We start from the raw sequence: 18,381 nt of genomic DNA, 5'->3' as shown, positions 1-18,381 counted from the left end.
TAGATGGTGCTGCCCGGCCGATGGCCGGGCGACACCGGTTCCAACTCAAATCCGCGGCAACGCGAGACGGGTTCCATGGGATGGAACTACTCAAAGAAGTCCTCGTCGAGCTCGACAATGTCGTAGCTCTGCTTCACTTGGACTCCCACCCGGTACTTGATCATCAGCCCCACGAGTCGGGCGCCGTCGATCAGGATGACCCGCGACGGAACCGCATTTACGTAATCCCGTGCGCCGGACGTGAAAGCGCTGGTGGTGATGAAAACGCCGCGCGAGGCGCCGACGCCGTGGAGCGCCCCGACGAAGGCCTGAATAGCTTCACGGCCCACAGTGTTGCCATCGGCGTACCGCTTGGCCTGCACGTAGATGCGGTCGAGGCCCAGCGCGTCCTGGTCGATGACCCCGTCGACGCCGCCGTCATTGCTGCCTCCGATACGCTTTCCACGCTGCTCGGCTCCGCCGTAGCCCATCTTGAGGAGCAGATCGACAACGGCTTGTTCGAAGAAATCGGGGTGACTCTCCCGCAGACGTGTGAGGAGTGCGTCACCGACGTCGGAGTGGATGCGGTTGATTCCGGATTCGATCTGTTCGATCGGGTCAATATCCGCCACGAGAGTCTCGTCAACGACGGACATCATCGGCTTTCGGGCATCGGACTGTGGCCAGAAGGGTGAGAACAGCGTCCGTGCCGTGGAAAAGTCGCTGATCCCTTCGGGGTGGCTGGAAAGCCACTCCCGACCTGCCTCAGTGATGCGGTAGTTGGCCCGTACAGGCCGCTCGATCCACCCGGCTTTGAGGAGATTACTGATAGCCCAGCCGAGGCGCTGCTCGGATCGAAGGCCACCGGTGTTCAGCGTCTCGAAACGAGCTGCCTCCGACAGGCCCGCCGAGTCAATAGCGCGGCTAACGATGTCGCGGCGGTGCAGCGTTTCGCCGGTGTTCAGAACTCCGAGTACATGGGATACGAATAGCGGCCAGATCGGAACCTCTGAGTCCAGAACGTCAGAGTTGGCTTCAATCATCAGAGTTCCCCTCGGAAGGCACGATCCTGCAGAGACGCAAAGAGAGTATCAAGTTCAGCCAGTTGTCTTCGACCGGAGTTCTGGAGACGCGTGGTGGTTTCGACTCGGTTGCCGAAGGCTAATTGAAGTTCGAATGGTGGCATTCCAGTGTGGATGCTGAATAGTTTCGGCTTGGAGATGTTTTTCATTGAACCGCTGGATCCGGAGGCGAGGGCGGAGATCTTGGCTCGGAAAGTCTTATGTTGGAAGAGTGCCTCGACGAAACGAGGATCCGTCGGCATTTTCCGGTCAGGCTCCAGACGCCAGATCTTGTCGGGCAGCGAAACCCTCTCAGGCGCTTCACGGACCAACGCGGTCGCGCCAACAAGCTCAGTCGTGTTGGCGCGGCTGAACAGCAGGTCGCCCTTGCGGAGAAGGTGCTGATCCGGCGGGACATATCCTGCTGGCAATGGCTTCGTCTCAGCGGGATTAAACCGAAGCGACGTAACTGCGCTGATCTTCAGAACGCGATACCCGCCCTCTTCATCGGCTGATCCGACGATGTTCTTCCCACCCGTAGCATCAGAAATGAAGTCGGAAACGGGGTGCCAGTCCCAGCCTTGCTCATTCTGCACGGGGTCGCCGAACATCGAATCGAAGATGGATTGCGTCAGAGTGTCAAGGTCGGCCAAGGCTTTCCGTCGTTTGGTGCGGAGCTCATCGGCCTTGTCCAGGATGGCCGCAATCCGCCGCTGCTCATCCAGGCTAGGAAGGGGGATTAATAGGCGAGAGACGATGGCCTTGGAAACTTCTTTGAACGTCGCCCCGACACCCATGTTTTGAAGCCTTGCCCGGTTCGCTTCGAGCCACCGGTAGAGGTAGCGGCTGTCCAGTCTTTCTGGGTCCGGGACAAAGCTCTTGAAGCCCTGATTTGTGGCCATGGGAGTTGTGTTGATAGCAAGAAGGCCAATAGGCGCCCGCGAACTAAAAAGAACTGAGTTCTCGGGGAGTAACTCAGCGCTACTGTTTCGTAGTCCGGCTTCCGTGATTAACCGGGGGGTGGAACGAATTTCCACAGACTCCAGACCACTGAGGTCTTTGGGTGTCGCCCATGGAACGTCGCCGTTCCAGAAACTGGCTTCCCCGGTTTTCGGTGTGCCCCCGGAAACGATGCGCGCGACCGAACTGAGCATCACATGCTCTACCTCGCCCGAGGCGACGGACCGAAGAGCTTCGCTTAGCGTCGTCACTTCAGGAGTTCTTTCAGTTCTGCCAGACCCTGAGCGATCTCGGATTCAATGGATTCCAAGGTCGCGATGATCTCGGCCGGCTCCTTGTGGACGATCCCTTCGTGCTGAACTTCTTTGTACCTGTTGAGTGAGAGGTCGTAGCCGTTCTCGGCAATCTCAGCCTTGGGGACGAGGAAAGACTGGTCGGTGCGCGCTCGGTCGGCCTCCGTCGTCGCACGCTGCTGCCAGCGGGCCAGAACGTCGTCGAGGTCTGATGCTTCCAGCGGGGTGCGCTTGTCGTCGAGACTGAACCCGTCTGAGGTTACGTCGTAGAACCAGACATTGTCGGTCCCGCCGGAGTTGGTCTTGGTGAAGAACAGGATCGCGGTGGAAACCCCGGCATATGGCTTGAAAACACCGGAGGGGAGTTTGACCACGCCGTCGAGCTTGTGGTCCTCGATCAGCATCTTCCGCAGCGCCTTGTGCGCCGTGGACGAGCCGAACATCACACCGTCGGGCACGATCACCGCAGCCCGGCCGCCAGGCTTGAGCAGCCTCAAGAACAGGGCTAGGAAGAGCAGCTCGGTCTTTTTGGTCTTGACCAGGGAGAGCAGGTCCTTGGCGACGTTCTCGTAGTCCAGGCTCCCGGCGAAGGGCGGGTTGGCGAGGATGACGTCGTATTTTTCCTCCTCGGTCCCGTGCAGGTCGGCCAGAGAATCACGGTAGGTGATGTCCGGGTTTTCCACCCCGTGGAGGAGCATGTTCATCGAGCCGATGCGCAGCATGGTGCTATCAAAGTCGTAGCCGTGGAACTGGCTGTGGTGGAAGAACCGGCTCAGCTCCGGACTGGTCAGCAGGTTCGGGTTCTGCTGCCGGAGGTACTCACCTGCCTGGACCAGGAACCCGGCGGTGCCAGCGGCCGGGTCGCAGATTGCCTCGAGTGGCTGGGGTGCGCTCATCTTCACCATCAGATCGATGATGTGGCGGGGCGTGCGGAACTGGCCGTTGGTGCCGGCGGAGGCGATTTTGCCGAGCATATATTCGTAGAGGTCGCCCTTGGTGTCGCGCTCGTCCATGGGGATTTCATCGATGATGTCGACGACTTTTTCCAACAGCCCGGCGTTGGGGATGGTGAAGCGGGCGTCCTTCATGTGCTGGGCGTAGGAGGACTCCTCGCCATTGGCCTGCTGGACCAGCCCCGTGCGCAGGAATGGGAAGATGTGCTCGGCGAAGACCGTGTACATCTCATCACGGGAGAAGTTCTTGAACTTGCTCCAGCGGAAGTCCTGGTAGGAGCGGCCCTTTTCATCCAGACCCGCGGGGAAGACAGCGTTTTCGACAGGCTTGCCCGTGCGATTGGCCTTGTTCTCGGCGCGGGTCTGGTTCTCGTCGAGCCGCTTGAGGAAGAGCAGATACGTGATCTGCTCGATGACCTCCAACGGGTTGGAGATTCCGCCGGTCCAGAACGCGTTCCAGACCTTGTCCACTTGAGATTTGATTTCGCCGGTTATCACCGTTCGAGTTTAGTCGGCCCTGGCGAAGAGCCCGACAACCCGGGGCGTCCGCGTGGAGGCGATCCGTGCCGCGGCACCTGCTAACCAGCTTTACGCGGGTTAGCGCATTGGATCTCAGCGCTGACAATACCGGCGGTTCGTGCTCAGGCGACAATGACATTCTGGCGACTCTTTGCGACGCAAGTGCCGTTCTTGACGATCATTGCTTCGACATAGTGGTACCCCGTATAGGAGGTCGTCTCGTTCCAACTACGCGCGCCGCTGTCCTTCTGGATGTCCCCTCTCAGAGAGTTGGCCCTCTCCGCTTCCTCGCCGTAGTTCCGAATCTTCCAGTACACGTCATATGGCTCAGGTATGTTCGATTTTTCAATCTTGAACCTCAAGGATCGGCGCTTCCCGACCCTGTCACCTCGCCGCGGCAACGGGCCGTCCCGGAAGCCCCTCCCGGGGACAACGTAGCCGACGGTTTTGAAGCGATAGGCCGGGTTGAGTGCTTCAGGGATGTCGAAATCTCGGTCCAGGAAACGCTCAGATGCCGGCACTAGCGACCTACTGGAGGCCCCCGCCGTAAGGCTGGCGGACTCAGCGATCGCGCCGAAGTTACATCCGAACAGATCTTGCCAGATTTTCACTGCCTTGCTGTAGTCGTACTCATCGCAGGCGTCACCGATTTTTTCAGCATATGAAGCGAATCGGGTCCGGAAGGTCCGGTAGTTGTGGCTTTGCCACCGATCAGCCAGATTCCGACCAGTGCCGGGATCGATGATGCAGGGGGCGTCGTCGGGGTACCCGGCGAGTTGGGTAGCCAAGGCCGCGGAAAGTGTTCGGAGCGTATTAGCGACGTTTCTGTACGCGTCCGCGTCGATGATTCTCGTACTCTCGCTGACGTGGTGAGCCAGCGCGGCTGTCAGCGTGACCGACGGGATCGCGAAGCGGGTTTTGTGGTCGCGTAGGTACTTCAGGAGTCGGACGACTTTGACAAGGTTCCCGTTGGTAATTCTGTTCTTTCCCTCTAGCCACTCGGTGAATTCGTCAGGGGCAGCCGGTTCGAACTGGTCGGTGTTCCTATTGGTGACGTAGGCCGTGCCGTACCGGTTCACAAATGGGACCACGTCGACATGAAAGTCGCCTGCATAGTCAATTGTCACGCAGCGCTTCTTGCGCGAACGCATTGACTTGTAAGATGCGCTGCGCCCAAACGCCTCGTACAACTTCTGCACGTAGTCGCTGGGATTCCAGCCTTCGACTGCATCCATCGGGACTAACACGTCTGCGTCGAATTCTTTGTTACCCACAGGCTTGATGATGGTGCCGTGCCCGTAGGAGCCTTGCGGGATCACTTCATTTACATACTCACCAAAGACCTCATCGTGCGATAGGAAATTTTCGATGGCCGTCACGCGTTGAGACAGCAGGTTTAACCTGCTTTGGTTCAAATTGACCTTGTCCTTGAGAAACACTTTGAAATCACTGGACTGACTCATGTTTTTGTCCTCCTGGAGAAGTTCAGAGGCCCAGTAGCCAAGTACAGCCCGTTGACTTCAGACAGCGGCATCAATAGTCCACTCTGCCGTCTGGGCTATCTGGGTTGTCTGGCTGGCTGCGCCGTCTGCTGCTCCCCTTCGTCGGATTTGGTCTTCTTCAGCCCAGAGAATCCGAGAGTCTGAAGTGCTCTTCAGCTGACGTAGCGCAGCCAGCTGGTCAGGCGTTGGGAGGAGCTCGACAACATCGGCGATCAGCAGTTCTTGGCTCTTTGCCTGGGGGCTGTACTTCATCGGGCGGTAGAGACGTTCGATTCGGTCGTATTTGATGAGCCGAAATAGCTCTTGGGGCAAAATGCCAGTAGCAACGAGTTCCTCGTGGAACTCGCGCCAGCAGTCGGTCTCACGTCCGCGTTCTGCTTCGAACCACCGTACGAACGAAACTAGATGTTTGCCCGGGACGCGCACCCGCAGGTCGCCCTCACTTACCGCGTCTGGGACCAACAACTTGTCGTTCAGGACGTTCATGTCCCGTAGTTTGCCTGACGATGACGTATGGGTCTTGTAGACACCCCCGACGGGCTGATACTGGTCGAACCTATGTCCCTTTACGAGTAAGTAGTCGCCATCAACGTTAATGCGATAGAGGTAGGACGCAGAGATACGGACACGGTCTTTCCAGGTGCGGAGGGCGTACCAAGCGACCTTCAGAAATCGAAAGTTGGTAATGCTGGCGTCCAACAACGGTATTGCGAAGCCGATCGCGAGGCCGCTTGAAACTGCAAAGAATCCTTTGTCCGGATCGGAATTCAACATCCAGATTGTCGAAACTACCAAACCGATAAAATAGGCAAACAGGCGAGCCACGCTAAGACTCCTCAAAAGCAGTAGTCGATAAGTTGATGGGCCGTTTCGATGGGACGTAGCTTCATCCGATCAACGGCGGTTCCAGCGTGAAGGTGGCAAATGGGGGTCCAGCACCGATCGGAGCCGAAGACCGCTCGGCCTCAGTTGCACGTCCAGCAACTAAGGCCGAGCGCTCGTATCGGCAAAATACCGAGGCTTCACCAAGTGCTTTGGGCCGTTCCGCCGTCTAGCCGGCAACCGTCAACAAGCTCCGGCGATCGTACGTAGACTCAAGCACGAACTGAGCAATGCTCAGATACGAGGATGTTTTTGCTCAGATGCTGCAAAATTGCTCAGTTAGATCGGAGTCTCACATCTAAAAACGAGGGACCCTAGAAGTCCCAGTCCTCATCCTCGGTATTAACAGCCTTGCCAATGACGTACGACGAACCCGACCCGGAGAAGAAGTCGTGGTTCTCGTCGGCGTTCGGCGACAGGGCCGAGAGGATTGCCGGGTTCACGTCCGTGACGGAAGCCGGGAACATGGCCTCGTAGCCGAGGTTCATCAGGGCCTTGTTGGCGTTGTAGTGCAGGAACTTCTTGACGTCCTCGGCCAGGCCGACGCCGTCGTACAGGTCGTGCGTGTACTGGACCTCGTTCTCGTACAGCTCGAACAGCAGCTCGAAGGTGTAATCCTTGATCTCCTGGCGCTTCTCCTCGGAGACCTTCTCCAGGCCCTTCTGGAACTTGTAGCCGATGTAGTAACCGTGGACGGCCTCGTCGCGGATGATCAGGCGGATCAGGTCGGCCGTGTTCGTCAGCTTGGCCCGCGAGGACCAGTACATCGGCAGGTAGAAGCCGGAGTAGAACAGGAAGCTCTCCAGCAGGGTGGAGGCCACCTTGCGCTTCAGCGGGTCGTCGCCCTGGTAGTAGTCCATGACGATCTGGGCCTTCTTCTGAAGGTTCTCGTTCTCGGTGGACCAGCGGAACGCCTCGTCGATCTCCTTGGTGGAGGCCAGCGTGGAGAAGATCGAGGAGTAGCTCTTGGCGTGCACGGACTCCATGAACGCGATGTTCGTGTAGACGGCTTCCTCGTGCGGGGTGACCGCGTCCGGGATCAGCGAGACGGCGCCGACGGTGCCCTGAATGGTGTCCAGCAGGGTCAGGCCGGTGAACACCCGCATGGTGAGCTGCTGCTCGGCCGGCGTCAGGGTGTTCCACGACTGGACGTCGTTGGACAGCGGCACCTTCTCCGGCAGCCAGAAGTTGTTGACCAGGCGGTTCCAGACATCCACGTCCTTGTCGTCCTGGATACGGTTCCAGTTGATCGCCTCGACGTGGCTCAGCAGCTTGACCTTCTCGGTCATGTCATCCCCTCAATGTTGGGTTGGTTCTCTAAGTTAAAGCGTACGACGGCGGGCGGGCGCCCGCCGTCGTACTCGCATGTCTCAGCCGGAGGCTAGAGCATGCAGGAGACGCAGCCCTCTACCTCGGTCCCTTCCAGCGCGAGCTGGCGGAGACGGATGTAGTAGATGGTCTTGATGCCCTTCTTCCAGGCGTAGATCTGGGCCTTGTTGATGTCACGCGTGGTGGCGGTGTCCTTGAAGAACAGCGTCAGGGACAGGCCCTGGTCCACGTGCTGCGTGGCGGCGGCGTAGGTGTCGATGACCTTCTCGTAGCCGATCTCGTACGCGTCCTGGTAGTACTCCAGGTTGTCGTTCGTCAGGTACGGCGCCGGGTAGTACACGCGGCCCAGCTTGCCTTCCTTGCGGATCTCAATCTTGGACGCCACCGGGTGGATCGAGGAGGTGGAGTTGTTGATGTAGGAGATCGAACCGGTCGGCGGGACGGCCTGCAGGTTCTGGTTGTAGATGCCGTGCTCCATGACGGAAGCCTTCAGCTCGCGCCAGTCATCCTGGGTGGGGATGTGGATGTTCTGGAACAGCTCCGCAACCTTCGCCGTCTCCGGGACCCACTCGCGGTTGATGTACTTCTCGAAGAACTCGCCCGAGGCGTACTTGGACTTCTCGAAGCCGCCGAAGGTCTGGCCGGTCTGGATGGACAGCTTGTTGGAGGCGCGGACCGCGTGGAACAGCACCGTGTAGAAGTAGATGTTCGTGAAGTCCAGGCCCTCTTCGGAGCCGTAGTGGACCCGCTCGCGGGCCAGGTAGCCGTGCAGGTTCATCTGGCCGAGGCCGATCGCGTGGCTCTGGTCGTTGCCGCGGGCGATCGAGGGCACCGAGGTGATGTTGGACATGTCGGAGACCGCGGAGAGGGACCGGATGGCCGTCTCGATGGTCAGGCCGAAGTCCGGCGAGTCCATGGTCTTCGCGATGTTCAGCGAGCCCAGGTTGCAGGAAATGTCCTTGCCGGTGGTGTCGTAGGACAGGTCATCGTGGTACGTCGTGGGCTGGGAGACCTGGAGGATCTCGGAGCACAGGTTGGACATGATGATCTTGCCGTCGATCGGGTTTTCCCGGTTCACGGTGTCCTCGAACATGATGTACGGGTAGCCGGATTCGAACTGGATCTCGGCGAGGGTCTGGAAGAACTCGCGCGCCTTGATCTTGGTCTTCTTGATCCGGGAGTCGTCCACCATCTCGTAGTACTTCTCGGTGACCGAGACGTCCGAGAACGGCATGCCGTAGACCTTTTCGACGTCGTACGGGGAGAACAGGTACATGTCCTCGTCCCGCTTGGCGAGCTCGAAGGTGATATCCGGGATCACGACGCCGAGGGAGAGGGTCTTGATGCGGATCTTCTCGTCGGCGTTCTCGCGCTTGGTGTCGAGGAAGCGGTAGATGTCCGGGTGGTGCGCGTGCAGGTACACGGCACCGGCACCCTGGCGGGCACCGAGCTGGTTGGCGTAGGAGAAGCTGTCTTCGAGGAGCTTCATCACGGGGATGACGCCGGAGGACTGGTTCTCGATCTGCTTGATCGGGGCGCCCACCTCGCGGATGTTGGTGAGGGCGAACGCCACGCCGCCGCCGCGCTTGGACAGCTGCAGTGCGGAGTTGATGGAGCGGCCGATCGACTCCATGTTGTCCTCGATGCGGAGCAGGAAGCAGGAGACCAGCTCGCCACGCTGCTTCTTGCCGGCGTTCAGGAACGTCGGGGTGGCCGGCTGGAAGCGGCCCTCGATGATTTCGTCGACCATCTGGGTGGCCAGCTGCTCGTCGCCGCGGGCCAGGTGCAGGGCCACCATGCAGACGCGGTCCTCGTAGCGCTCCAGGAAACGCTTTCCGTCGAACGTCTTCAGCGTGTAGGAGGTGTAGAACTTGAACGCGCCGAGGAAGGTCTCGAAGCGGAACTTCTTCTTGTAGGCGCGGTTGAACAGGTCGCGGATGAAGTTCATCGTGTACTGGTCGAGGGTTTCCCGCTCGTAGTACTCGTTCTTCACCAGGTAGTCGAGCTTTTCCTCAAGGTCGTGGAAGAACACGGTGTTGTTGTTCACGTGCTGCAGGAAGTACTGGTGGGCGGCCTCGCGGTCGGCTTCGAACTGGATCTCGCCGTTCGGGCCGTAGAGGTTCAGCATGGCGTTGAGCTCGTGGTAGCCCAGGCCCTGGTAGGCGGCCGGCAGCGCCGGCTTCTCGCCCGCCACGGTGTGCTTTTCGACGGCGTGAGCCCCGGTCACTTCGTCTGCGACAGTCGTGTCCAAAATTCTTCCAATCCTTGTTGTACTCGGCCGACGTCTTCCGGCGTCCCCATGAGTTCGAATCGATATAGGTGCGGGACGTTGCATTTGGCGGCGATGATGTCGCCGGCCATGCAGTAGTTGTCCCCGAAATTCGTGTTGCCCGCCCCGATCACTCCACGGAGCTGTTGCCGGTTCCTCGGGTCGTTCAGAAAGCGGATGACCTGCTTCGGAACGGATCCTTCTCCCCCGGTCCCGCCGTAGGTGGGAACCACCAGGACATAGGGCTCGGTGGCCACGAGCGCCGGTTCCCTCGCCAGGAGCGGAATGCGGGCGGCGTCGAGGCCGAGCTTCCGGACGAAGCGGCGGGTGTTTTCCGAAGTGGAGGAGAAGTAGATGAGGTGGCTGCCGGTGGTCCGTACCGGCTTTGCGTCCGTGGCTGAGTCCACGGTCGCCGCTGCCAGCGGCGGCCCGGCGGTTGCCGGTGCGGCCATGGTCGTCACCTCATCCGATGGTGCTGCTGTGGGAAGGCTTTTAGGCAACCGCGACGGCGGAGGCCTGGGCCAGTTCCTCGATCTTGTCCGGACGGAAGCCGGACCAGTGGTCCTGGTCGGTCACGACGACCGGGGCCTGCATGTAGCCCAGGGACTTGAGTCGCTCGAGGGCCTCAGCATCCTGGGAGATGTCGACGCTCTGGTAGGCGATGCCCTTCTTATCGAGCGCGCGGTAGGTTGCGTTGCACTGCACGCAGGCCGGCTTCGTGTAAACCGTAACGGTCATGTCCTGGTCCCCTTAGTTGAAGTCTGTGGTTCGGGTCCGGTGGGGCCTGCCCGGGACTGCTTTCGCGTCCCGGAACCCGCCTCGCCTCGCGGCCTGTAACCGCTCCGCTCGAACTGTATGTCGATACTACATGTAGTGCAAGAGCCCGGCGCGGACCCCAAGATGATGTATTACAAGTATGTCATTTAACCCACCGTTAATCCACAAGCGGAGGGTCTCAAAATGTCCGGATTCGCGGGTTTTTCTGCGGTCCCGTCCACACCCTGTGGACTAGTTAGCCACAATTAACCACCCCGCGTGTCGCACATTTACGGCGTGTCGCGGGGCGCGGCTTTGGTGGCCCTGAGTGGGCGGCGGCACAACATGTAGTGCTCCGCGGCACGGGCACGTGTGGGTGACGGCACGCGCTCCTGTGGGCGGGGCCACGGGCTCCCGTGTGGGACGGCACGTCCCGGAGTGGGTGACGGCACGCCCCTGGGTGGCAGACACGACAGAAGGCGGCCACCCTCCGGTGACCGCCTTCTGTGTTTCGTGTGGAGCGCCCCTACTCGGGGCGGCTGCTGAGGATCTGGTCCACGCCCATCCGGCCCTCGGCAAAGCTGCGCAGCGCGCCCACCAGGTAGAGCCGCCAGACGCGGACGATCTCCTCGCCCATCATGGCGACGGCGGCGTCGTGGTTCTCCTCGAACCGCGCGTACCAGGCCTCCAGGGTGTAGACGTAGTGCCGGCGCATGCCCTGGACGCCCTCGATCTCCAGGCCGGCGTCCTCCAGGAAGCCCAGCGTCTCCCCCACCGGCCGCATGTGCATGTCCGGGGCAATGAAAGATTCGATGAAGGGGCCGCCGCCGGGGTGCTTGCCGTGGCGGGACATCTGCTGGATCAGGACCTTGCCGCCGGGCTTGACGTTGTTGAACAGCGCGGCCGCGTAGACCGGGTAGTTCTTCTGGCCCACGTGCTCGCCCATTTCCAGGGAGGCGACGGCGTCGAACGGGCCGTCCGGGATTTCCCGGTAGTCCTGGACGCGGATGTCGACGCGACCCTCGAGCCCGCGCTCCTTGATCCGGCGGTCGATGAACGCCTTCTGCTCCACGGAGAGGGTGACGCCCACGACGTCGACGCCGTAGTGCTGGGCCGCGTGCAGGCTCAGCGAACCCCAGCCGCAGCCGATGTCCAGCATCCGCATGCCGGGCTTGAGGCCGATCTTGCGGCAGACCAGGTCCAGCTTGTCCCGCTGCGCGTCCTCCAGCCCGTAGCCCTCGGCGGCGTGGCTGTCCTCAAGGTGGTTGGTCCAGTACCCGCTGGAGTAGGCCATCTGCGGGTCGAGGATCAGCTCGTAGTAGTCGTTGCTGAGGTCGTAGTGGTGGCTGATGGCGGCGCGGTCCCGGAGCAGGCTGTGCAGCCGGCCCTTGACCTTGGCCTGGCTGGCCGGCGGCTCGGGCGGGGTGCCGAGGGCGCCGGCTTCCTTGGCGATCCTGGCCACGCCGGCCAGCAGGGCCGGGGTGGGGCGGATGCCGGCGAGGTTGCGGTCCCGGACCACTTTCCAGATGTGGGCAAGGGCCGAGTTGAGGTCGCCATCGAGGTCGAGTTCGCCGGTGACGTAGGCCTGCGCGGCGCCCAGCTCCCCGGGCGCCCAGAGCAGGCGCCTGATCGCGGCGGGCGAGTTCAGCCGCACCGTCGGGGCGCCGGCCGGACCGGCCTCGCTGCCGTCCCAGACGACCAGCCGGACGGGCAGTTCGCCGCCCACCACCGGTCGCAGGACCTCGGCGATGGTACCCGCGAGTCCCCCGCTCACTTGGTGCCCCGCTCGTTAGCAGAGGCCTGGGTGGCGGCGGCCTTGGCGGAGGCCCGGGTGGAGACCTTGTCCAGCACGATCTGCTGCACGTTCAGGTATCCCGTCTCGAAGCCGGCCCGCGAGTAGCAGAGGTAGAACAGCCACATCCGCTGGAAGATCTCGTCGAAGCCCAGAGCGCGGACGTCGCCGCCGCGGGCCATGAACCGCTCCTCCCAGAGGCGCAGGGTCTGCGCGTAGTGCTCGCCCATGGCGAGGCGTTCCCGGACCCGGAGGCCGGTCTGCTTCTCGGTGATCTCCTCGATGGCGCGGACCGACGGGATCACGCCGCCCGGGAAGATGTACTTGTGCACCCAGGTGTAGCTGGTGCGGGTGGCGATCAGCCGGTCGTGGCCGATGGTGATGGCCTGGATGGCCACCTTGCCGCCGGGCGCCAGGACCCGTTCGATGGTCTTGAAGTAGGTTGCCCAGTACTCGTAGCCCACGGCCTCGATCATCTCGACGGAGACAATCGCGTCGTACTGCCCCTGCACGGCGCGGTAGTCCTTGAGGTCGATGGTGACGGCGTCGGCGTACCCGGCCTCGGCGACCCGTTTGCGGGCCAGTTCCTGCTGTTCGCTGGAGAGCGTGACGGAGTAGACGGTGGCGCCCCGGGCGGCCGCGCGCAGGGCCAGTTCACCCCAGCCGGTGCCGATCTCCAGGACCCGGGTGCCGGCGGTGACGCCGGCTTTGTCCAGCAGCCGGTCGATCTTGGCATTCTGTGCCGCGGCGAGATCCTCCCAGACCACGGCGCGCAGCGCGTCGCCGCTTTCGGGGAACAGCGCACTGGAGTAGGTCATGGTGCTGTCCAGGAAGGTGGCGAACAGGTCGTTCGAGAGGTCGTAGTGCCGGGAGATGTTCGAGCGGGTGTTCTGCTCGGTGTTCTTCTCGGTCCGGGGCGTGCGGGGCAGGTAGAGTCCTCGCAGTTTCTGCAGCGGTTCGGGCACCAGCTTTCCGACGCGGGCGGCGAAGACCTCCATCACGGCGGTGAGGTCATCGGCGTCCCAGTCGCCGGCCATGTAGGACTCGCCCAGGCCGATCAGTCCGCCGTCGCCCAGGCGGGCCGCGAAGTCGTCGGGGCGGTGCATGGTCATCACCGGGTGACCCTGGCCGGCCTCGCCCAGGACGGTGCCGTCCGGGTAGCGGACCTCCAGGGGGAGCCGCTGCACGGCGGTCCGGAAGATGGCGTCGGCCACGCGGCCGGCCACCTTGGCCTTGATCCCGGCAGGGACTGTGGCGATGCTCGGCCAGATGGCGGCGTCGACGGCGGCGGGTGCCTGGGGCACGGTGTACGGCACCGGGGATCCGGCGGGGGCCGGAGCGAAGTCGCGTTCCTGGGATCCCTGCGGGGATCCGGTCGCTTCGGTCATGGTCACTGGACTGCCTCCTGTGAGGGGTGGTGTGGTCTTTTGATGATGGGCAGGCGTCGTGCCCAAAGTTTGATGCCCTGCCAGCGGATCTGCGCCGCGACCCGCAACGGGGCCAGCGGGACGGCGATCGCCGCGGCGAGGATGTTGGCGGTGGTGGCCGGGCTGCGGGTGCCGTCCATGGTGGCGATGAAGGGCTTCTGCCCCTCACGTTCCAGGACGATCGAGACCGCCAGCCGGTCGCCGGGTTCGGGGACCTTCATCCGGTACCGGCCGTCGACGTCGTTGAACGGTGAGACGTAGAACGCCTTCGGCACGGTGGCCCGGCCGGCGCCGTCGGTCTCCAGCAGGTAGCAGTGCCGCTCCCCGTAGGTGTTGTGCACCTCGGCGACGACGCAGCGCAGCTCCCCGGCGGCGTCGTGGCACCAGAACAGGCTCAGGGGGTTGAACACGTGGCCGAAGACGCGGGCACTGGCCAGCATGGTGATCCGGCCGCCGCCCAGGTCGATGCCCTGGGTGGCGAGGTAGCGTTCGACGTTGCCGCGCAGCGTCCCGTCCGGATCACCCAGGTGGTCCGCGGCGGTGAAACCCGCCAGCGGCCGGAGCGGCCGGGGCAGCACCGGGAGGGCATCGACGTCGACGTACCAGCTGTAGCTTCGATAGGTGAAGGCGTTGTGCAGCGGGGTGCGCCGGACGTGCGAAATGGACGTCCGGTAGATGGCGGCGCCGCTGTTCACAGGACCCCGGTTCACAGGCCCTCCGCGGCCGGGGACAGTTCGGCGTTGCGGGCGCCCTGCCCGCCGGTTTCCCAGTCGCGGCCCAGCCGGGCGGCGGCCCGGACGCCGGAGAGCGCGCCGTCCTCGTGAAAACCCCAGCCATGGTAGGCGCCCGCAAACGCCAGCCGGTCATCGCCCAGACCCAGGATGCGTTCCTGCGCCCGGAGCGAGTCCGGCGTGTACTGCGGGTGTTCGTAGACCATCTGCTCCAGCACCGTGCCGTCCCCGATCAGTTCGGATTCGCCCAGGCTGACAATGTAGCGCTTGCCGTCCACCGGCTCCAGCCGCTGCAGACGGGTCATGTCATAGCTGACCAGCACCCGGTCCGGCCGGGCGTCGCAGGCCGGCAGCCGGTAGTTCCAGGAAGCCTTGGCGTTGTCGCTGGCCGGGAGCACGGCGTCGTCGCGGTGGAAAACGGTCTGGTTGACCGAGTAGGGCATGCCGCCCAGGGCGGCGCGTTCCTCGTCCGTGGCGTCGGCCAGCATGGCCAGGGCCTGCGCCGGGTGCGTGGCGATGACGACGGCGTCGAAGTTCTCCGCGGTCTCGGCGCCGGCGGCGTCGCGGGTGGTGACCTCCAGGCCGCCGGGGTGGCGCCGGACCCGCAGGACCGGGCTGCCGGTGCGGACGTCCGGCAGGACCGCGGCGACCTTGTCCACGTAGCTGCGGGAGCCGCCGGTGACCGTGCGCCACTGCGGGGATCCCTTGATGCCGAGCAGGCCGTGGTGGCCCAAAAAGGTGAAGAGGTAGCGCGCCGGGTAGGCCAGGGCGGTCGAAGGGTCGCAGGACCAAACGGCGCTGACCACGGGGGTCATGAAGTGGGCGATGAAGTAATCGCTGAATTTCTCCCGGGCCAGGAACTCACCGAGGGTCAGTTCGGGGGCGCCCCCGTGGGTGGTCTCCGCCTCCGCCAGCAGGGCACGGGCACGACGGTAGAAGCGGGTGACCTCCAGCAGCATCCGCAGGTAGCGTCCGCGCAGCAGGGTGGAAGGCTTGGGGATGATTCCGCGGGCACCGCCCCGGGCCCCCGCGTACTCCAGGCCACAGCCGTCGCAGCGGATGGACATGCTCATCTCGGAGTCCTGGGTCTGGACGCCGAGTTCGCGGAAGAGCCGCAGCAGGGTGGGGTAGGTCCGCTCGTTGTGGACGATGAAGCCCGTGTCGATGCCCAGCACGGAGCCGTCCGTCTGGCGCACGTCGTGGGTGTGGGCGTGGCCGCCGAGCCGGGCGTCGGCCTCGAAGAGCGTCACCTGGTCGCGCTGGTTCAGCACGTAGGCCGCCGTCAGGCCGGCCACGCCGCTGCCGATCACGGCAACCCGGCGTCCGTCCGGAATGCTTACTGCTTGCTGCACTGGTTGCTCCTGTTGCTTCGCCTGAATCGTCCTGGTGGAACTTGCTAAGGGCAATTCGTCACCGCGAGGCAGCCGGATGAGTCTGACTTTTCCAGCGGGCGCCTACGACCAATGTGCCAGAATGAAGCGGGGTTTCGCTCCCGCCCCACCGCAAACACCGAAGGGCATTTCTGTGATCAACCCCGTTCACCTCAGGACGCTCGTCGAAGTGGTCCGGTTGGGGTCCTTCGCGGCGGCGGCCACCCGGCTTGGGTACACCGCCTCGGCGGTCTCCCAGCAGATGTCCGCCCTGGAGCGGGACACCGGGGTGGAGCTGTTCCAACGGTCGGCCCGGAGCATCCAGCCCACCGACGCGGCCGTCACTATGACCCGGCACGCGGCGAAGGTCCTCACGGATATCGATGCCCTCATGGCGGCCGCGGCCCGCACCAACGAAAGCCCCCACCAGGAGCTCCGGCTGGGCATCTTCCCCTCCCTGGCCACCTATGTGCTGCCCCGGATCCTGCAGAATCCGGCGTGGAAGAAGCTGGGCATCGAACTCCGGGTCTCCGTCGCCGAACCCGGGCAGACCATCCAGGGCCTGCGCACCGGCGGCGAACTCGACGTCGCCCTGGTCTACCAGGTGGGCCAGTCCGGCCTGGCCTGGCCGCACACGGTCAATCGGCAGTGGATCGGCGACGACGACTTCCGCGTGGTGCTGCCCGCCGGCTGGGGAATCGGCCCGGAATCAAAGGTCGCCGCGGACCACCTCTCGGACATGCCGTGGATCATGCACCACCCGGGTACCTCGGACGCCACCGTGATCGAGCGGTTGTTCGCCAGCTGCAACCTGCACCCCCGGGTGGTGGCCTACAGCGACGACTTCCACGCCAGCCTGGAGATGGCCGCCGCGGGCCTGGGCGCGGCGCTGGTCCCGGAACTGGCCCTGCTGCACCGCCCCGACGGCGTCGTGGTCCTGGACGTCCCCGAGATCAGGCTGGCACGCAACGTCTTCGCGCTGCTGCCTAAGGAAAAGCAGACCGCCCAGGTGCAGCTGTTCGTGGAGCTGCTGGCCGACACCCTGCAGAAACTGGGCACCACGCGCCGCGACTAGTCCGCCACCGCGGTCTTGGCCCCCGGGCTACCTGCCTTGTTTCCCGCCCGGATTCTTTCCCGCCGGGGACACGAAACTGCTGATCACCCGGTGCTTGAGGCGGGTGTAGGGCGGGAAGATCAGGCCCAGGGTCTCCGGCCACAGCGGCTTGGACAGGCTTGCCCGCTCGTGCGAGAAAGTCTTCAGGGAGTGTTCACCGTGGTAGGCGCCCATCCCGCTGCCGCCCACGCCGCCGAACGGCAGGCCGGGAACGGTCAGGTGCGCCACGGGGACGTCGAAGCACAGCGCCCCGGAGGAAGTCTGCTCGGAAAACGCCCGGCGGGTGCCGGCGTCGTCGCTGAAAACGTAGAGCGCCAGGGGCTTGGGCCGGGCGTTGATGGCGCTGATTGCCTCGCCTGGGCCGCTGACCTCCAGCAGCGGCAGCAGCGGACCGAAGATCTCCTCCCCCATCACCGCGTCCCCGGGCGCGGGTCGGAGCAGTGTCGGTTCGAAGTAGCGGGTGGCCGCGTCCCGGGCCCCGCCGTGCACCACGGTGCTGCCGTCCGCGAGGGCGGCGAGCCGGTCGAAGTGCCGGTCGTTGATGATCCGGCCGTAGGAGTCGCTCGCGGCCGCGTCCTTGCCGAACAGGGCGGTGACCGCCGTGGCCAGTTCCCGCTGCAGCGGCTCGATCACCTCGGCGGTGGCCAGCACATAGTCGGGGGCCACGCAGGTCTGGCCGGCGTTCATGAACCGGCCCCAGGCCAGCCGCCGGGCCGCCTTGGCCAGGTCGGTGGTGGCGTCCACGTAGGCCGGGGACTTCCCGCCGAGTTCCAGGGTGACCGGAGTCAGGTGCTCCGCCGCGGCGCGCAGCACGGCCTTGGCCGCCACCTCCCCGCCGGTAAAGAAGATGTGGTCGAAGGGGACGGCTAGCAGTTCCGTGGTTTCCGGGATCCCTCCCTCCACCACCTGCACCGCGCCGGCCAGGTACTCCGGGACCCACCGGGCCAGGGCCGCGGAGGTGGCTGGCGCGTGCTCGCTGGGCTTGAGGATCACCGTGTTGCCGGCGGCGAGGGCGCCGGCCAGCGGGGCGAGCAGCAGCTGCAGCGCGTAGTTCCACGGCCCGATCACCAGCACCACCCCCAGCGGGGTCAGCTCGGTCCAGGCCTTGGCCGGCTGCACGGAGAGCGGGACGGGGACCGGGCGCGGGCGCAGCCAGGCTGCGAGGTGTTTTTCCAGGTGCGCGGCTTCGGCGGTGACGAAGCCGATCTCGGTCATCTGCGATTCGGTCTCGTGCTTGCCCAGGTCGGCGGAGAGGGCCTGCGCGAACTCGGTCCGGCGTTCCACCAGCATGCGGCGCAAGGCGGCGAGCTGCTGGAGCCGCCACTGCAACGGCCGGGTCACCCCGCTGTCGAACTCTTCACGGGCACGGGCGACGGCGGCGGCTACGGTCTGCATCCGATCAATGTACCGTCACCGCAGCCGCTCCGGACTGCGGTTTCAGGTA

The 18,381-nt window shown here is 63.9% G+C and carries 15 protein-coding genes; 1 reads left to right on the top strand and 14 read right to left on the bottom strand.

Annotated elements, in window-relative coordinates:
- Positions 1 to 86 precede the first annotated feature (86 nt).
- The 13 genes from ABC337_RS15875 to ABC337_RS15815 form a co-directional block, all read right to left on the bottom strand.
- A complete protein-coding gene (locus tag ABC337_RS15875) occupies positions 87 to 1,022 on the bottom strand; it encodes a restriction endonuclease (RefSeq protein WP_412883140.1) in 936 nt (311 codons plus the stop codon).
- Positions 1,022 to 2,197 (bottom strand): restriction endonuclease subunit S, encoded by a 1,176-nt coding sequence (locus tag ABC337_RS15870; protein ID WP_412893310.1) that lies wholly within the window; start codon positions 2,195 to 2,197, stop codon positions 1,022 to 1,024. Before ABC337_RS15870 ends, ABC337_RS15875 begins: the two co-directional genes overlap by 1 nt.
- 50 nt (positions 2,198 to 2,247) lie before the next feature.
- On the bottom strand, positions 2,248 to 3,717 hold the full coding sequence (locus ABC337_RS15865) for a type I restriction-modification system subunit M (RefSeq protein ID WP_412883142.1): 1,470 nt from the start codon (positions 3,715 to 3,717) through the stop codon (positions 2,248 to 2,250).
- A 170-nt stretch (positions 3,718 to 3,887) separates the two neighbouring features.
- Positions 3,888 to 5,228, bottom strand: coding sequence for an SMODS domain-containing nucleotidyltransferase (locus ABC337_RS15860; RefSeq protein WP_412883143.1), 1,341 nt, complete (start codon positions 5,226 to 5,228; stop codon positions 3,888 to 3,890).
- A 57-nt stretch (positions 5,229 to 5,285) separates the two neighbouring features.
- On the bottom strand, positions 5,286 to 6,092 hold the full coding sequence (locus tag ABC337_RS15855) for an SMODS-associated NUDIX domain-containing protein (protein WP_412883144.1): 807 nt from the start codon (positions 6,090 to 6,092) through the stop codon (positions 5,286 to 5,288).
- 371 nt (positions 6,093 to 6,463) lie between these two features.
- On the bottom strand, positions 6,464 to 7,438 hold the full coding sequence (gene nrdF, locus ABC337_RS15850) for a class 1b ribonucleoside-diphosphate reductase subunit beta (RefSeq protein WP_290257638.1): 975 nt from the start codon (positions 7,436 to 7,438) through the stop codon (positions 6,464 to 6,466).
- 92 nt (positions 7,439 to 7,530) lie between these two features.
- The gene (gene nrdE / locus ABC337_RS15845) at positions 7,531 to 9,651 is read right to left on the bottom strand and encodes a class 1b ribonucleoside-diphosphate reductase subunit alpha (RefSeq protein WP_412893309.1); all 2,121 of its coding nucleotides are present in this window, start codon (positions 9,649 to 9,651) and stop codon (positions 7,531 to 7,533) included.
- Positions 9,652 to 9,701: 50 nt separating this feature from the next.
- Positions 9,702 to 10,199, bottom strand: coding sequence for a class Ib ribonucleoside-diphosphate reductase assembly flavoprotein NrdI (nrdI, locus tag ABC337_RS15840; protein WP_412883145.1), 498 nt, complete (start codon positions 10,197 to 10,199; stop codon positions 9,702 to 9,704).
- 40 nt (positions 10,200 to 10,239) lie between these two features.
- Positions 10,240 to 10,485: a glutaredoxin-like protein NrdH gene (gene nrdH, locus ABC337_RS15835; protein WP_120949950.1), complete on the bottom strand. Its 246-nt coding sequence runs from the start codon at positions 10,483 to 10,485 to the stop codon at positions 10,240 to 10,242.
- A 544-nt stretch (positions 10,486 to 11,029) separates the two neighbouring features.
- Positions 11,030 to 12,277: a class I SAM-dependent methyltransferase gene (locus tag ABC337_RS15830; RefSeq protein ID WP_412883146.1), complete on the bottom strand. Its 1,248-nt coding sequence runs from the start codon at positions 12,275 to 12,277 to the stop codon at positions 11,030 to 11,032.
- Positions 12,274 to 13,689 (bottom strand): class I SAM-dependent methyltransferase, encoded by a 1,416-nt coding sequence (locus tag ABC337_RS15825; protein WP_412883147.1) that lies wholly within the window; start codon positions 13,687 to 13,689, stop codon positions 12,274 to 12,276. Before ABC337_RS15825 ends, ABC337_RS15830 begins: the two co-directional genes overlap by 4 nt.
- On the bottom strand, positions 13,686 to 14,417 hold the full coding sequence (locus ABC337_RS15820; protein WP_412883148.1) for a DUF1365 domain-containing protein: 732 nt from the start codon (positions 14,415 to 14,417) through the stop codon (positions 13,686 to 13,688). The genes ABC337_RS15825 and ABC337_RS15820 overlap by 4 nt, the downstream gene beginning before the upstream one ends.
- A gap of 11 nt (positions 14,418 to 14,428) precedes the next feature.
- Positions 14,429 to 15,805, bottom strand: a complete 1,377-nt coding sequence (locus ABC337_RS15815) for an NAD(P)/FAD-dependent oxidoreductase (protein WP_412883149.1) — start codon at positions 15,803 to 15,805, stop codon at positions 14,429 to 14,431.
- A gap of 172 nt (positions 15,806 to 15,977) precedes the next feature.
- On the opposite strand from ABC337_RS15815, the gene ABC337_RS15810 reads away from it, so the two are divergent.
- Positions 15,978 to 16,898: a LysR family transcriptional regulator gene (locus ABC337_RS15810; protein ID WP_412883150.1), complete on the top strand. Its 921-nt coding sequence runs from the start codon at positions 15,978 to 15,980 to the stop codon at positions 16,896 to 16,898.
- 27 nt (positions 16,899 to 16,925) lie between these two features.
- Here ABC337_RS15810 and ABC337_RS15805 read toward each other — a convergent pair whose 3' ends face one another.
- Complete coding sequence (locus ABC337_RS15805; protein WP_412883151.1) at positions 16,926 to 18,332, bottom strand: aldehyde dehydrogenase family protein; 1,407 nt, start codon at positions 18,330 to 18,332, stop codon at positions 16,926 to 16,928.
- Positions 18,333 to 18,381: the final 49 nt, after the last annotated feature.

The organism is Arthrobacter phoenicis, from assembly GCF_047238215.1.
Lineage (GTDB): Bacteria > Actinomycetota > Actinomycetes > Actinomycetales > Micrococcaceae > Arthrobacter.
Note: the sequence above shows the minus strand (reverse complement) of the source record. Positions and strands in the feature narration are given on the sequence as shown.

Bases quoted from the DNA above. Each gene is read 5' to 3' on its own strand.
- nrdH (WP_120949950.1), bottom strand. From the start codon at position 10,485: ATGACCGTTACGGTTTACACGAAGCCGGCCTGCGTGCAGTGCAACGCA.
- nrdI (WP_412883145.1), bottom strand. From the start codon at position 10,199: ATGGCCGCACCGGCAACCGCCGGGCCGCCGCTGGCAGCGGCGACCGTG.
- nrdF (WP_290257638.1), bottom strand. From the start codon at position 7,438: ATGACCGAGAAGGTCAAGCTGCTGAGCCACGTCGAGGCGATCAACTGG.
- ABC337_RS15805 (WP_412883151.1), bottom strand. From the start codon at position 18,332: ATGCAGACCGTAGCCGCCGCCGTCGCCCGTGCCCGTGAAGAGTTCGAC.
- ABC337_RS15860 (WP_412883143.1), bottom strand. From the start codon at position 5,228: ATGAGTCAGTCCAGTGATTTCAAAGTGTTTCTCAAGGACAAGGTCAAT.
- ABC337_RS15875 (WP_412883140.1), bottom strand. From the start codon at position 1,022: ATGATTGAAGCCAACTCTGACGTTCTGGACTCAGAGGTTCCGATCTGG.